This window comes from Klebsiella sp. ME-303, assembly GCF_007910085.1.
Classification (GTDB): domain Bacteria; phylum Pseudomonadota; class Gammaproteobacteria; order Enterobacterales; family Enterobacteriaceae; genus Klebsiella; species Klebsiella michiganensis.
The window spans coordinates 283,042-296,558 of sequence record NZ_VOJB01000104.1 but is presented as its reverse complement, the minus strand read 5'-3'; the positions used below and the strand labels follow the sequence as shown (position 1 = coordinate 296,558).

Below are 13,517 nucleotides of genomic sequence, written 5' to 3'. Positions count from 1 at the left end.
CCCCCTTACAGGGGGCATTCTCAAAAGCCACCTTCTCAGAAGGTGGTCTTTTACTTTTCATGCGGTGAGAAATTAACGCTTCAGCGCTTCAGCGCTTCACTCAGATGCTCGCGCATATTGGCCAGCATCGCTTTCACGACGCGCGGGTTACCTGCAACGATGTTGCCGGTCAGCAGGTAGTTATGGCCGCCGGTAAAGTCGCAGACGATAGCGCCTGCTTCACGGGCGATCAGCTCGCCTGCCGCGAAATCCCACGGTTTCAGCGCGATTTCAAAGTAACCGTCAACCCGGCCAGCGGCAACGTAGGCCAGATCCAGGGCCGCGGAACCGGTGCGGCGGAAATCCGCGCATTCGGTGAACATGTTGCCGAGGATGTTCATGTAAGAGGTCGCGTGCTGTTTTGCTTTGAACGGGAAGCCGGTGGCGATGATTGTGCCATCCAGGTCGCGAGCGCTGCTGCCGCGCAGGCGGTAGCCGTTCAGCTGCGCGCCCTGACCGCGGGTCGCGGTGAACAGTTCGTTACGCATCGGATCGTAAACCACGGCCACTTCAGTACGGCCTTTAATGCGTACGGCGATGGAGACGGAGAAGTGCGGCAGACGTTTGACGAAGTTGGTGGTGCCATCCAGTGGATCGATAACCCATTGAACATCCTGATCTTCACCAGCGTGCTCACCGCTTTCTTCGGTGATGATGGTGTGCTGCGGGTAAGATTTGCGAATGGTTTCGATAATCATCGCCTCGGCGGCTTTATCGACGTTGGTCACAAAATCATTGCTGCCTTTCTGGCTGGTTTCTACGGAGTCAGGGGTTTCGTAGTGCTTGGCAATTAAATTACCCGCCTTGCGCGCTGCGCGCACGGCGATGTTCAGCATCGGATGCATCGGTATCTCTCACTGGATGTTAAAGAACGGGAAAAAACGGCGCATATAGTAACAGTGAAATCTCCTTATGTCTTCGTTTTATGATAGCATGCACGAATAATCTTTAGCCGAAGAACCATAATGCTGCAAAATATTCGAATCGTACTGGTAGAAACCTCACACACCGGCAATATGGGCTCCGTCGCCCGCGCAATGAAAACCATGGGGTTAACCAACCTGTGGCTGGTCAATCCTCTGGTCAAACCCGATTCTCAGGCCATCGCTCTGGCGGCCGGGGCCAGCGACGTCATTGGCAATGCCCACATCGTTGATACCCTTGATGAAGCGCTGGCGGGCTGTAGCCTCGTCGTGGGGACCAGCGCGCGCTCCCGTACGCTGCCGTGGCCGATGCTCGACCCGCGTGAATGCGGCCTGAAAAGCGTTGCCGAAGCGCAGCATGCGCCGATCGCGCTGGTATTTGGCCGCGAACGCGTCGGCCTGACTAACGAAGAGCTGCAGAAGTGTCACTACCACGTGGCGATTGCCGCGAATCCGGAATACAGCTCGCTGAACCTGGCGATGGCGGTGCAGGTTATCTCCTATGAAGTGCGTATGGCCTGGCTGGCGGCGCAGGAGCAAAATGAACCTGTCATCGAGCATGAAGAAACCCCGTATCCGCTGGTGGATGATTTAGAGCGTTTCTACGGTCATCTGGAGCAGACGCTGCTGGCAACCGGGTTTATCCGCGCCAGCCACCCGGGCCAGGTGATGAACAAACTGCGCCGTTTGTTTACCCGCGCCCGCCCGGAAAGCCAGGAGCTGAACATCCTGCGCGGCATGCTGGCGTCAATTGAGCAGCAGCAGAAAAATAAAGCGTCATAGTGCACGCCGTTGCCCGGCGGCGCGGTACTGCGGGCTCCCTCTCTCCTTGTGGGAGAGGGCCGGGGCGAGGGCACCAGGCCGCGCTGAAGTGAAACGGCACGGAAAGCCAAATACCTGACTAAAACAGTCAAGTAAATAGTTGACCAATTTACTCGGGAATGTCAGACTTGCCCTTGCTATGCAATACCCATATTAATAAAAAGCCCGGGCAGGGGCGAGTTTGAGGTTAAGTAAGACATGAGACTGACATCTAAAGGGCGTTATGCCGTGACCGCGATGCTTGACGTTGCGCTCAACTCTGAATCGGGTCCGGTTCCGTTGGCTGATATTTCAGAGCGTCAGGGAATTTCGCTTTCCTATCTGGAACAGCTGTTCTCTCGCCTGCGCAAAAATGGCCTGGTTTCCAGCGTACGTGGTCCAGGCGGCGGTTATCTGTTAGGTAAAGAAGCGGGTAGCATCGCGGTTGGCGAAGTTATCAGCGCAGTGGACGAATCCGTTGACGCCACCCGTTGTCAGGGTAAAGGCGGCTGCCAGGGCGGCGATAAGTGTCTGACTCACGCGCTGTGGCGCGATCTGAGCGAGCGACTGACCGGTTTTCTGAATAACATCACGCTGGGCGAACTGGTGAATAACCAGGAAATCCTTGATGTCTCTGGCCGTCAGCACAACCATGAATCCCAGCGTAGCACCCGCGCTCAGGACGCCATCGACGTCAAACTGCGCGCGTAGTTCTCGTTCAGTTTCATCTTGCAGCTATCGGCTGCAAGCTGAAACGAGCTGAGTAAAAAAGATAAAAAAGATTTTCGAATCAGGCCAGGATGTTCCGACATCCTGTGTACTCGGTCGTACATCCAGCCGGTTGCCTGATTCCTTGCATTGAAGCGATGTACGGAGTTTATAGAGCAATGAAATTACCGATCTATCTCGATTACTCCGCAACCACGCCGGTGGACCCGCGTGTTGCCGAGAAAATGATGCAGTTCCTGACCCTGGACGGGACCTTTGGTAACCCGGCCTCGCGTTCACACCGTTTTGGCTGGCAGGCTGAAGAGGCGGTAGATATCGCCCGTAATCAGATTGCCGAGCTGGTCGGCGCTGACCCGCGCGAAATCGTTTTTACTTCCGGCGCGACGGAATCCGACAACCTGGCGATTAAAGGTGCAGCCAACTTTTATCAGAAAAAAGGCAAGCACATCATCACCAGCAAAACCGAACATAAAGCCGTGCTGGACACCTGCCGTCAGCTGGAGCGCGAAGGGTTTGAAGTGACCTACCTCGCCCCGCAGCGTAACGGCATTATCGATTTAAAAGAGCTGGAAGCCGCGATGCGTGATGACACCATCCTTGTTTCCATTATGCACGTGAATAACGAAATCGGCGTGGTGCAGGATATCGCTACCATCGGCGAGATGTGCCGCGCCCGCGGTATCATTTACCACGTTGACGCGACCCAGAGCGTGGGCAAACTGCCTATCGACCTGAGCCAGCTGAAAGTTGATCTGATGTCCTTCTCCGGCCACAAAATCTATGGCCCGAAAGGCATCGGCGCGCTGTATGTGCGTCGTAAACCGCGTATTCGTATCGAAGCGCAGATGCACGGCGGCGGTCACGAGCGCGGCATGCGCTCCGGGACGCTGCCTGTCCACCAGATCGTCGGTATGGGTGAAGCTTACCGTATCGCGAAAGAAGAGATGGAAAGCGAAATGGCCCGCCTGCGCGGCCTGCGTAACCGTCTGTGGGACGGCGTAAAAGATATGGAAGAGGTCTACCTGAACGGCGATCTCGAGCAGGGCGCGCCGAACATTCTCAACGTCAGCTTTAACTACGTTGAAGGCGAGTCGCTGATTATGGCGCTGAAAGACCTGGCGGTCTCTTCCGGTTCCGCCTGTACTTCCGCAAGCCTCGAGCCGTCCTACGTGCTGCGCGCGCTGGGGATGACCGACGAGCTGGCGCATAGCTCTATTCGTTTCTCTTTAGGTCGTTTTACTACCGAAGAAGAGATTGACTACACCATCAATCTGGTTCGCAACTCCATTGGTCGTCTGCGCGAACTTTCTCCGCTGTGGGAAATGTTCAAGCAGGGCGTGGATCTGAACAGCATTGAATGGTCACATCACTAATTCGGCACCAATAAGGAGAATTCATCATGGCTTACAGCGAAAAAGTTATCGATCATTACGAGAATCCGCGCAATGTCGGCTCCTTCGACAATAGCGACGAAAACGTCGGCAGCGGCATGGTTGGCGCACCGGCGTGCGGCGACGTGATGAAGTTGCAGATTAAAGTCAACAATGAAGGTATCATTGAAGACGCGCGTTTCAAGACCTACGGCTGCGGTTCCGCTATTGCTTCCAGCTCCCTGGTGACCGAGTGGGTGAAAGGGAAATCGCTGGACGAAGCTCAGGCGATCAAAAACACCGATATCGCAGACGAGCTTGAGCTGCCGCCGGTGAAAATTCACTGCTCTATTCTGGCGGAAGACGCGATTAAAGCCGCGATTGCGGATTACAAAAGCAAACGTGAAGCAAAATAATTAAGAGTTGAGGTTTGTTATGTCGATTACTTTAAGCGACAGTGCAGCAGCGCGAGTCAACACCTTTCTGGCCAACCGCGGTAAAGGGTTTGGTCTGCGCCTGGGAGTCAGAACTTCCGGCTGCTCGGGTATGGCTTATGTACTGGAGTTTGTTGACGAGCCGGCGGCAGAAGACACCGTGTTTGAAGACAAAGGCGTGAAGGTCGTGATCGACGGCAAAAGTTTGCAGTTCCTCGACGGCACGCAGCTGGACTTCGTCAAAGAAGGTCTTAACGAAGGGTTTAAGTTCACCAACCCGAACGTGAAAGACGAGTGCGGCTGCGGCGAAAGCTTTAACGTGTAATCGGTTATCCCTGACCCCACCGTAGTCTCGCTGCGCGTGGGGTTTGCTTTATCTCGTTAACCCTGAGGTTGCTATGGACTATTTTACCCTCTTCGGGTTACCGGCCAGCTATACCCTTTCGTTAGAACCCCTGGCTGCCCGGTACCAGGAGCTACAGCGCCAGTATCATCCCGATAAGTTCGCCAGCGGCAGCGCGGCTGAACAGCTCGCCGCGGTGCAGCAGTCCGCCACCATTAATCAGGCGTGGCAAACCCTTCGTCATCCGCTGACCCGCGCCGAATATCTCCTTTCACTTCACGGTTTCGATCTCGCCAGCGAGCAGCATACCGTGCGCGATACCGCGTTCCTGATGGAACAGCTGGAACTGCGCGAAGAGCTCGATGAGATAGGCAAGGCGAAAGATGAAGCGCGGCTGGAAAGCTTTATCAAGCGGGTCAAAGCGCAATTTGATACCCGGCATCAGCTGATGGTTGAACAACTGAATAACGAGACGTGGGAGGCGGCGGCGGATACCGTGCGCAAGCTGCGTTTTCTCGATAAACTGCGAAGCAGTGCGGAACAACTCGAAGAAAAACTGCTCGATTTTTAATTTTCGGAAGCAATTATGGCCTTATTACAAATTAGTGAGCCCGGACTGAGCGCCGCGCCGCACCAGCGACGTCTGGCGGCGGGTATCGACCTGGGCACCACCAATTCACTGGTGGCTACCGTGCGTAGCGGCCAGGCCGAAACTCTGCCCGACCATCAGGGGCGCTATTTGCTGCCGTCGGTGGTGAACTATCAGGCTTCGGGTTTGACGGTGGGCTATGACGCGCGACAAAACGCCGCTCTGGATCCGGTCAACACCATCAGCTCCGTCAAACGCATGATGGGCCGCTCTCTGGCCGATATCGAGGCCCGCTATCCACATCTGCCTTATCAGCTGCAGGCCAGCGAAAACGGCCTGCCGATGATTCAGACTACGGGGGGGTTGCTCAATCCGATCCGCGTATCTGCCGACATTCTAAAAGCGCTGGCCGAACGCGCCACCGAGGCGCTGGCGGGCGAGCTCGACGGCGTGGTGATTACCGTGCCGGCCTACTTCGATGATGCTCAGCGTCAGGGAACCAAAGACGCGGCGCGTCTGGCGGGCCTGCACGTGCTGCGTCTGCTGAACGAGCCGACCGCGGCGGCGATAGCCTACGGCCTGGACTCCGGTCAGGAAGGGGTCATCGCGGTTTACGATCTCGGCGGCGGTACTTTTGATATCTCCGTGCTGCGCTTGAGCCGCGGCGTGTTTGAAGTCCTGGCCACCGGCGGCGATTCCGCGCTCGGCGGCGACGATTTCGATCATCTGCTGGCCGATTATCTGCGCGAGCAGGCTGGCCTGAGCGATCGCAGTGATAACCGCCTGCAGCGCGAGCTGCTTGACGCGGCGATCGCGGCGAAAATCGCCCTCAGCGATGCCGAGACGGCGCGGGTGAACGTCGGCGGCTGGCAGGGGGAGGTGACCCGTAGCCAGTTTAATGCGCTGATCGCCCCGCTGGTCAAACGCACCTTGCTGGCCTGCCGTCGCGCGTTGAAAGACGCCGGCGTTGAGGCGCAAGAGGTGCTGGAAGTGGTGATGGTGGGCGGCTCGACCCGCGTGCCGCTGGTGCGCGAACGCGTCGGCGAATTCTTTGGCCGTACGCCGCTGACCTCTATCGACCCGGATAAAGTCGTCGCCATCGGCGCGGCGATTCAGGCGGATATCCTGGTAGGCAATAAGCCGGACAGCGAACTGCTGCTGCTTGATGTCATTCCGCTCTCTCTGGGGCTGGAAACCATGGGTGGCCTGGTGGAAAAGGTTATCCCGCGTAACACCACCATTCCGGTGGCGCGCGCCCAGGAGTTCACTACCTTCAAAGATGGTCAGACGGCGATGTCTATCCACGTTATGCAGGGCGAGCGCGAGCTGGTGCAGGACTGCCGCTCCCTGGCGCGCTTTGCGCTGCGCGGCATTCCGGCATTACCGGCGGGCGGGGCGCATATTCGCGTGACCTTCCAGGTGGATGCCGATGGCCTGCTGAGCGTGACGGCGATGGAGAAATCGACCGGCATTGAGGCCTCTATCCAGGTGAAACCGTCCTACGGTCTGACCGATGGCGAGATCGCCAGCATGATTAAAGATTCGATGAGCTACGCCGAACAGGATGTCCAGGCGCGTATGCTGGCCGAGCAAAAAGTTGAAGCCGCGCGCGTACTGGAAAGTCTGGTCAGCGCGCTGGCCGCCGACGCCGCGCTGTTAAGCGCCGCAGAGCGTCAGGCTATCGATGACGCCGCGGAGCAAGTGCGCGCCGCAGCGGCAGGCGATGATGCCGATGCAATCAAAGAAGCGATTAAAAATATCGACACACAAACCCAGGAATTTGCCGCACGTCGTATGGATCAATCGGTCCGTATCGCGCTGAAAGGCCAATCCGTGGACGAGGTTTAAAATGCCAAAAATTGTTTTTCTGCCCCACCAGGACCTGTGTCCGGATGGCGTAGTTGTGGAAGCTGAGACCGGTGAGACCATTCTTGATGCAGCGCTGCGTAGCGGTATTGAGATAGAACACGCCTGCGAAAAATCCTGTGCCTGCACCACCTGCCACTGCATCGTGCGTGAAGGCTTTGACTCGCTGGCGGAAAGTACCGAAGATGAAGACGACATGCTGGATAAGGCCTGGGGGCTTGAGCCCGACAGCCGTCTGAGCTGCCAGGCGCGGGTGACTGACGAAGATTTGGTCATCGAAATTCCGCGTTACACCATCAACCACGCACGCGAGCATTAATATGGGACTGAAATGGACCGATAGTCGTGAAATCGGCGAAGCGCTGTACGACGCTTTCCCGGATCTCGACCCGAAAACCGTTCGCTTCACCGATCTGCATCAGTGGATTTGCGATCTGGAAGAGTTTGATGACGATCCGAACGCATCCAATGAAAAAATTCTTGAGGCGATTCTGCTAGTCTGGTTAGACGAAGCAGAATAATTTTCGCGTCATGATTTACCCGGTGGTTTTAAGCCGGATGAAACAACGAGCGAAAGAACTTTACGGGCTGCCATACGGCGGCCCGTTTGCTAAGAAGGATAATGATAATGACCGAAGCTATGAAAATTACGCTTACCGCTCAGCCAGCCGATGCGCGCTGGGGAGAAAAAGCATCTTACAGCATTAATAACGACGGCATCGCCCTGCATCTGAACGGCAAAGACGACCTCGGTTTGATTCAGCGCGCGGCGCGAAAAATTGACGGCATGGGCATCAAACATGTCGCGCTTGACGGCGAGGGCTGGGATACCGATCGCGCATGGGCATTCTGGGCCGGCTATAAAGGCCCGAAAGGCAGCCGCAAAGTGGAGTGGCCGGCCCTCGACGATGCGCAGAAAAGCGAACTGGATAACCGCCTGACCATTATTGACTGGGTCCGCGACACCATCAACGCCCCGGCGGAAGAGCTGGGGCCGGAACAGCTGGCGCAGCGTGCGGTAGACCTGCTGTGCAGCGTGGCCTGCGATAACGTCTCTTATCGCATCACCAAGGGCGAAGATCTGCGCGAGCAGAACTACCTGGGCCTCCACACCGTCGGCCGCGGCTCCGAGCGTCCGCCGGTCCTGCTGGCGCTGGACTATAACCCAACCGGCGACAAAGAAGCCCCGGTGTACGCCTGCCTGGTCGGTAAAGGCATCACCTTTGACTCCGGCGGATACAGCATCAAGCAGAGCGCGTTTATGGACTCGATGAAGTCCGATATGGGCGGCGCGGCGACGGTAACCGGCGCGCTGGCGTTCGCCATCACGCGCGGCCTGAACAAGCGCGTGAAGCTGTATCTGTGCTGCGCCGATAACCTGATTAGCGGTAACGCCTTCAAACTGGGCGATATTATTCACTATCGCAACGGCAAAACCGTGGAAATCATGAACACCGATGCGGAAGGTCGCCTGGTGCTGGCGGACGGCCTGATCGATGCTTCGGCGCAAAAGCCGGCGCTGATCATCGATGCCGCCACGCTGACCGGCGCGGCGAAAACCGCGCTTGGCAATGATTATCACGCGCTGTTCAGCTTTGATGATGCGCTGGCGAATCGCCTGCTGGCGAGCGCGCAGGCTGAAAACGAAGCTTTCTGGCGCCTGCCGCTGGCTGAGTTCCACCGCGGCCAGCTGCCGTCCAACTTTGCTGAACTGAACAATACCGGCAGCGCGGCCTATCCGGCCGGCGCCAGCACCGCGGCGGGCTTTCTGTCCCACTTCGTGGAGAATTATCATGAAGGCTGGCTGCATATCGACTGCTCGGCGACCTACCGCAAATCTGCGGTTGAGCAGTGGTCGGCGGGCGCGACCGGCCTCGGCGTGCGCACTATTGCTAATTTGCTGACCGCGGAATAACCCTTTCCCCTGACCCTCCCCCTGATGTTTCAGGGGGAGGTCACGTTCGGCTTTCTCCCGCTTCCTTCGTGGAGAGAGCCGGGGTGAGGGGATTTTCGTTGTGGAACTACTATGTCCGAAACTAAAAATGAGCTAGAAACCCTGCTGGAGAAGGCGGCTACCGAGCCAGGCCATCGTCCGGCGTTTTTCCGTACGCTGCTGGAAGCTACCGTGTGGGTACCCGGAGCCGCCGCTCAGGGCGAGCAGGTCGTTGAAGACAGCGTGCTGGATCTGCAGCACTGGGAAAAAGATGATGGCACATCGGTCATTCCTTTTTTCACCTCGCTGGAAGCGCTGCAGCAGGCCGTTGAGGACGAACAGTCTTTTGTGGTGATGCCGGTGCGCACGCTGTTCGCCATGACCCTCGGCGAAACGCTCTATCTCAATGCCAAACTCGCCACCGGCAAAGAGTTTGCGCCGCGTGAGATTAGCCATCTGCTGGGGGAAGAGGGCAGCCCGCTCAGCACCCAGACCGTGCTTGAAGGCGGAGAGTCGCTGCTGCTGTCTGAGGTTGCCGAGCCGCCCGCGCAGATGGTGGACTCGCTGACCACGCTGTTTAAGACCCTGAAAACGGTGAAGCGCGCGTTTTTATGCTCTATCAAAGACAGCGCCGATGCGCCAGCCAACCTGCTGATTGGTATTGAAGCGGAAGGCGATATTGAGGAGGTTATTCAGGCGACCGGCAGCGTGGCGACCGATACGCTTCCCGGCGACGAGCCGATTGATATCTGTCAGGTGGTGGAGGGGGAAAAGGGGATTAGCCACTTTATGATCGCCCACATCACGCCGTTTTATGAAAAGCGCTGGGGCAGCTTCCTGCGCGACTTTAAGCACAATCGGATTATTTAACTCAACGGGGGCTCAGGCCCCCGTTGTTCTCTTTACTGCCTACTGCGCCGGTTCAATCGGCAAATCCGTCCGCGCCCCCCATTCGCTCCATGAGCCGTCGTACAGGCTAACGCCGTTAACGCCGAGGGTGGTGAGCGCCAGCACGACGACCGCCGCCGTTACGCCGGAGCCGCAGCTGGCAATAATCGGCCGTTCAAAATCGACGCCCTGACGCGCGAAGATCTCGTTGAGTTCATCGGTGGTTTTGAGTTCGCCGTTAATCACCAGTTCCGTCCACGGTACGTTTAGCGCGCCGGGAATATGCCCGCTGCGCAGTCCCGGTCGCGGCTCTGCCACCTGGCCATTAAAGCGTCCTGCAGGGCGCGCATCGACGATCTGCGCCGATCCTTCGTGGCTGACCAGCAGCACATCCGTCAAGCGCTTGATCGCCAGCGGATCGACGCGGCCGTCAAAATCACCTTCCGGCAGTTCGGGGAGGCCCTGCTCCAGCGGTAGCCCATCGCGGCGCCAGCCCTCCAGCCCACCGGCGACAATCGACACCTTTTCAACGCCGAACGTGCGCAGCATCCACCAGGCGCGCGGCGCGGAGAAGAGATTGCCTTCATCGTATACCACCAGATGCTTATCGCTGCTGACGCCAAGTTCGCGCATGGCGACGGCAAACGCCTCCGCGCGCGGCATCATGTGCGGCAGCGGGCTGGTGTGGTCAGAGAGGGCTTCGATATCGAAAAAGACGGCGCCGGGAATATGGCCTGCCTGATACTCAGCGTTAAGATCGCGCTCTTCTTGTCCCGGAGGGGCCATCCGCGCGTCGATAATCTGGATTTCCGGGTCATCAATATGCTCTGCCAGCCAGTCGGCAGCGACAAAAAACGAGGTAGACATGAGTGCCTCCGTGTCATCAACAATAGAGTGATTGTTGTTGTTTTTTGCGATATCGACAAGGCATTTTCAAGGAGAGGCGGCGGGAATGTGATATTCCCCCGAGCGGCGTCGGGGGAGGATTGGCTTAAAACGCGTTTTGCTGCAGGTAGCGCCAGGCGTACTGCGCGTACAGTTCAGCGCCGCTTTTCATCACCTGCTCGTCGATATTAAAGCAGCCGTGATGGTGCGCGTAGTCGCTGCCTTTCTCTTTATTGCCCGAGCCGAGCAGCGCAAAGGCGCCGGGGATATTTTGCATATAAAAACTAAAATCTTCTCCGCCGGTGGTCGGTTTTTCATTGAAAAGGACGCCATCGCCGAACGCGTCGCGGATAACCGACTGCGCCAGCAGCGCGCTGCGCTCTTCGTTGATCACCGGTAGCGTACCGTAGCAGTAGTCAACCTGAGCGGTCGCCCCATATACCGCGGCGGTATGCTCGGCATAGCGGGTAATGGCCGTTTCCAGGCGCTGGCGCGCTTCCAGGCTGAAGCAGCGCACGGTACCTTCAAGAACGGCGTTTTCGGCAATGACGTTAAAGCGCGTGCCGACATCCATTTTGCCGATGGTGACTACCGCGGACTCCAGCGGGGAGGTTTCTCGCGCCACAATAGCCTGCAGATTCATCACGAAAGCGGAAGCGACCACCGCCGCATCGACGCAGGCCTCCGGCATCGAACCGTGGCCGCCGCGGCCGCGGAAGGTCACTTTCAGCAAATCGGCTGAGGCAAAGGAGGAACCGACGTTGCAGGAGATTTTGCCGGACGGCGTGCCGGACCAGATATGCATCCCGAAAACGTTATCCACGTTATCGATAGCCCCCTGCTGAATCATCGCCTTCGCCCCCTCGGCAATCTCTTCCGCAGGCTGAAAGATCAGCCGGACGTTGCCCGCCAGCTGCTCGCGGACGTCATATAACGCACGGGCGGCGGTCAGCAGCATGGCGGTATGGGCGTCATGGCCGCAGGCGTGCATTTTCCCGGGAGTTTGTGATTTATAGTCGAGCGGGTCGTTCAGCTCCACCACCGGTAACGCATCCATATCGGCGCGCAGAGCCACGGTTTTACCCGGCTGGCCGCCGGCGATGTCGGCGATGATTCCGGTGGGATGCGTCCGGCGGTAAGGGATACCGATGGCCTCCAGTCCGGCGGCGACGCGATCCGTGGTGCGCTTCTCCTCCCAAGGAAGTTCCGGATGGGCGTGCAGGTCGCGACGAAAAGCGATCATCGCCTGTTCTTCTCTGGCGATAATCGCGGTGATGTCAGGGTTAATCATCAATGGCTCCATCATTTGCTAAAAATTCAACGCGCTCAGCCGACAGCGGGGGTCAGATAGCCGACCAGAATTCCGGCTAACACCACCGAAACCATGGTGACGGAGACGAATCCGCCGACCAGCATCGGGCCCAGCATATGGTGGGTCAGCATCTGGCGCTCTTTTTCATCGTGGGTGAGGGCGTTAATGGCCTCGTTGGTAATAATATAGTCGGCGGGGAAACCGTACAGCGCGGTCAATGAGATGGCGAAAGCCATCGGGCCGCTGACGCCAAGCAGTTTCCCGACCAGCCAGGAGACCACAAACATCCCGATCGCCGCCGTGGCGATTAACACCACCATCGGGAAAAGCAGGCGCAGCAGCATCTCCGGCGTGGCTTTGTTTAAGGTATCAAAGATAAATAGCATCAATGCCATAATGGCGAAGCCAAAGCCGTTCGCCTTATGCAGCATATGTTTTTCAAGAAAGCCTAACGAGGTAAACACTACGCCAAAAAACAGGCACAGCACGAAGGGGCTGATATTCACTATCGGCTTCGCGAGGTCGGCGACAAGCCAGGCCAGACAGCCGACCAGCGCCAGCCGCAGGAATTTAAAGTAGTTGCTGTTGTAGCTAACGGGGATTTTACTGAACAGGCGCGGCATTTTCTCCTCACCAACGGTGAGCATCGCGTGCTCATCGGCGATGTTATCGGGTCGGTGCTCGCCGCTGCGGTAGCGGGCAAGCAGCGTTTTACCTTCGCGCTGCAGCATGATGGCGGTGAGCGGATATCCGGCAAACCCCTGCATCACGTAAATCAAAATGGCAAAAACCGACAGGTCGACCAGGCCGGCGCTGCTCGCGCCCTGCGACATAATCAGCGATGAGACGATACCGCCGACCAGCGGAGGAATGGTGACCAGCGCGGTGTTGCGGTCGAACAGCGCCAGGCTCACCGCAAAGACCGCCGCCGCGATCCCGGCAATGCCGGCGAGGGAGATGACCACGGTCTTCCACTGCTGCGCCAGCTCTTTTAGCGACAGCAGGGTGCCCATATTGGTGATTAACAGATACATCAGCATTATGGCAACCGGCGTGCCGATTCCGGCCCGGCTGATAATATCTGCCGGGAAAAATGTCCAGTACCCGATTAAAAACAGGACCGCACAGACAAATACGGAAGGAATCCAGGCTTTTGTGCGGGTTGAAACAACGTCGCCGATATAAAGAATTAAAATAATAATCGACAGTGCGACCATCTGAGACATAAATAACTTCCATATTATTAATCCCATATATATTTATATGAGATGGGTTGATGTTGTGCTATCTGGTAAACGCTGGAACGTACAGTCAATATCATCGCCGGCGTAATAATTTATATTTTAAAGGCAATGATATCCCGAACAATAAATAGAAAACGCGCGCCTTGTCAATTTATATGGGC

At 57.2% G+C, this 13,517-nt stretch carries 15 protein-coding genes; 11 read left to right on the top strand and 4 right to left on the bottom strand.

From position 1 onward, the window contains the following. Positions 1-80 precede the first annotated feature (80 nt). Positions 81-884, bottom strand: coding sequence for an inositol-1-monophosphatase (gene suhB / locus FQK12_RS27185; protein ID WP_004853221.1), 804 nt, complete (start codon positions 882-884; stop codon positions 81-83). A 120-nt stretch (positions 885-1,004) separates the two neighbouring features. Here suhB and trmJ point away from each other — a divergent pair, with 120 nt between their 5' ends. From trmJ to sseB, 11 genes are all read left to right on the top strand, one after another. Further along, positions 1,005-1,745, top strand: a complete 741-nt coding sequence (trmJ, locus tag FQK12_RS27180; protein ID WP_014230373.1) for a tRNA (cytosine(32)/uridine(32)-2'-O)-methyltransferase TrmJ — start codon at positions 1,005-1,007, stop codon at positions 1,743-1,745. 237 nt (positions 1,746-1,982) lie between these two features. Continuing rightward, positions 1,983-2,474, top strand: a complete 492-nt coding sequence (gene iscR, locus FQK12_RS27175) for a Fe-S cluster assembly transcriptional regulator IscR (protein ID WP_004853217.1) — start codon at positions 1,983-1,985, stop codon at positions 2,472-2,474. A gap of 176 nt (positions 2,475-2,650) precedes the next feature. Continuing rightward, entirely contained in the window at positions 2,651-3,865 is a 1,215-nt protein-coding gene (gene iscS, locus FQK12_RS27170; RefSeq protein ID WP_004134936.1) for a cysteine desulfurase, read from the top strand. Positions 3,866-3,891: 26 nt separating this feature from the next. Beyond that, entirely contained in the window at positions 3,892-4,278 is a 387-nt protein-coding gene (iscU, locus tag FQK12_RS27165; protein ID WP_002913991.1) for a Fe-S cluster assembly scaffold IscU, read from the top strand. A gap of 19 nt (positions 4,279-4,297) precedes the next feature. Beyond that, complete coding sequence (gene iscA, locus FQK12_RS27160) at positions 4,298-4,621, top strand: iron-sulfur cluster assembly protein IscA (protein WP_004104506.1); 324 nt, start codon at positions 4,298-4,300, stop codon at positions 4,619-4,621. A 73-nt stretch (positions 4,622-4,694) separates the two neighbouring features. Continuing rightward, a complete protein-coding gene (gene hscB, locus FQK12_RS27155; RefSeq protein WP_004104505.1) occupies positions 4,695-5,210 on the top strand; it encodes a co-chaperone HscB in 516 nt (171 codons plus the stop codon). Positions 5,211-5,225: 15 nt separating this feature from the next. Further along, on the top strand, positions 5,226-7,076 hold the full coding sequence (gene hscA, locus FQK12_RS27150; protein WP_014230372.1) for a Fe-S protein assembly chaperone HscA: 1,851 nt from the start codon (positions 5,226-5,228) through the stop codon (positions 7,074-7,076). A gap of 1 nt (position 7,077) precedes the next feature. Next, the gene (gene fdx, locus FQK12_RS27145; protein WP_004104503.1) at positions 7,078-7,413 is read left to right on the top strand and encodes an ISC system 2Fe-2S type ferredoxin; all 336 of its coding nucleotides are present in this window, start codon (positions 7,078-7,080) and stop codon (positions 7,411-7,413) included. Position 7,414: 1 nt separating this feature from the next. Continuing rightward, on the top strand, positions 7,415-7,615 hold the full coding sequence (gene iscX, locus FQK12_RS27140; protein WP_004104502.1) for a Fe-S cluster assembly protein IscX: 201 nt from the start codon (positions 7,415-7,417) through the stop codon (positions 7,613-7,615). Between the two features lie 107 nt (positions 7,616-7,722). Continuing rightward, positions 7,723-9,009 carry an aminopeptidase PepB gene (gene pepB / locus FQK12_RS27135; protein WP_014230371.1) on the top strand — a complete coding sequence of 429 codons (1,287 nt, stop codon included), beginning with the start codon at positions 7,723-7,725 and terminating at the stop codon, positions 9,007-9,009. Positions 9,010-9,120: 111 nt separating this feature from the next. Next, positions 9,121-9,897 carry an enhanced serine sensitivity protein SseB gene (gene sseB, locus FQK12_RS27130; protein WP_014230370.1) on the top strand — a complete coding sequence of 259 codons (777 nt, stop codon included), beginning with the start codon at positions 9,121-9,123 and terminating at the stop codon, positions 9,895-9,897. Positions 9,898-9,936: 39 nt separating this feature from the next. On the opposite strand, the gene sseA is transcribed toward sseB, so the two are convergent. From sseA to FQK12_RS27115, 3 genes are all read right to left on the bottom strand, one after another. Further along, the gene (gene sseA / locus FQK12_RS27125; protein ID WP_014230369.1) at positions 9,937-10,782 is read right to left on the bottom strand and encodes a 3-mercaptopyruvate sulfurtransferase; all 846 of its coding nucleotides are present in this window, start codon (positions 10,780-10,782) and stop codon (positions 9,937-9,939) included. Between the two features lie 124 nt (positions 10,783-10,906). After that, a complete protein-coding gene (locus tag FQK12_RS27120; protein ID WP_014230368.1) occupies positions 10,907-12,091 on the bottom strand; it encodes a M20 family metallopeptidase in 1,185 nt (394 codons plus the stop codon). 35 nt (positions 12,092-12,126) lie between these two features. Beyond that, positions 12,127-13,338, bottom strand: coding sequence for a hypothetical protein (locus tag FQK12_RS27115; protein ID WP_014230367.1), 1,212 nt, complete (start codon positions 13,336-13,338; stop codon positions 12,127-12,129). Between the last annotated feature and the right edge of the window lie 179 nt (positions 13,339-13,517).

Bases quoted from the DNA above. Each gene is read 5' to 3' on its own strand.
- fdx (WP_004104503.1), top strand. From the start codon at position 7,078: ATGCCAAAAATTGTTTTTCTGCCCCACCAGGACCTGTGTCCGGATGGC.
- iscS (WP_004134936.1), top strand. From the start codon at position 2,651: ATGAAATTACCGATCTATCTCGATTACTCCGCAACCACGCCGGTGGAC.
- iscX (WP_004104502.1), top strand. From the start codon at position 7,415: ATGGGACTGAAATGGACCGATAGTCGTGAAATCGGCGAAGCGCTGTAC.
- iscR (WP_004853217.1), top strand. From the start codon at position 1,983: ATGAGACTGACATCTAAAGGGCGTTATGCCGTGACCGCGATGCTTGAC.
- iscA (WP_004104506.1), top strand. From the start codon at position 4,298: ATGTCGATTACTTTAAGCGACAGTGCAGCAGCGCGAGTCAACACCTTT.
- suhB (WP_004853221.1), bottom strand. From the start codon at position 884: ATGCATCCGATGCTGAACATCGCCGTGCGCGCAGCGCGCAAGGCGGGT.
- iscU (WP_002913991.1), top strand. From the start codon at position 3,892: ATGGCTTACAGCGAAAAAGTTATCGATCATTACGAGAATCCGCGCAAT.
- pepB (WP_014230371.1), top strand. From the start codon at position 7,723: ATGACCGAAGCTATGAAAATTACGCTTACCGCTCAGCCAGCCGATGCG.
- sseB (WP_014230370.1), top strand. From the start codon at position 9,121: ATGTCCGAAACTAAAAATGAGCTAGAAACCCTGCTGGAGAAGGCGGCT.
- trmJ (WP_014230373.1), top strand. From the start codon at position 1,005: ATGCTGCAAAATATTCGAATCGTACTGGTAGAAACCTCACACACCGGC.
- FQK12_RS27120 (WP_014230368.1), bottom strand. From the start codon at position 12,091: ATGATTAACCCTGACATCACCGCGATTATCGCCAGAGAAGAACAGGCG.
- FQK12_RS27115 (WP_014230367.1), bottom strand. From the start codon at position 13,338: ATGTCTCAGATGGTCGCACTGTCGATTATTATTTTAATTCTTTATATC.
- hscB (WP_004104505.1), top strand. From the start codon at position 4,695: ATGGACTATTTTACCCTCTTCGGGTTACCGGCCAGCTATACCCTTTCG.
- hscA (WP_014230372.1), top strand. From the start codon at position 5,226: ATGGCCTTATTACAAATTAGTGAGCCCGGACTGAGCGCCGCGCCGCAC.
- sseA (WP_014230369.1), bottom strand. From the start codon at position 10,782: ATGTCTACCTCGTTTTTTGTCGCTGCCGACTGGCTGGCAGAGCATATT.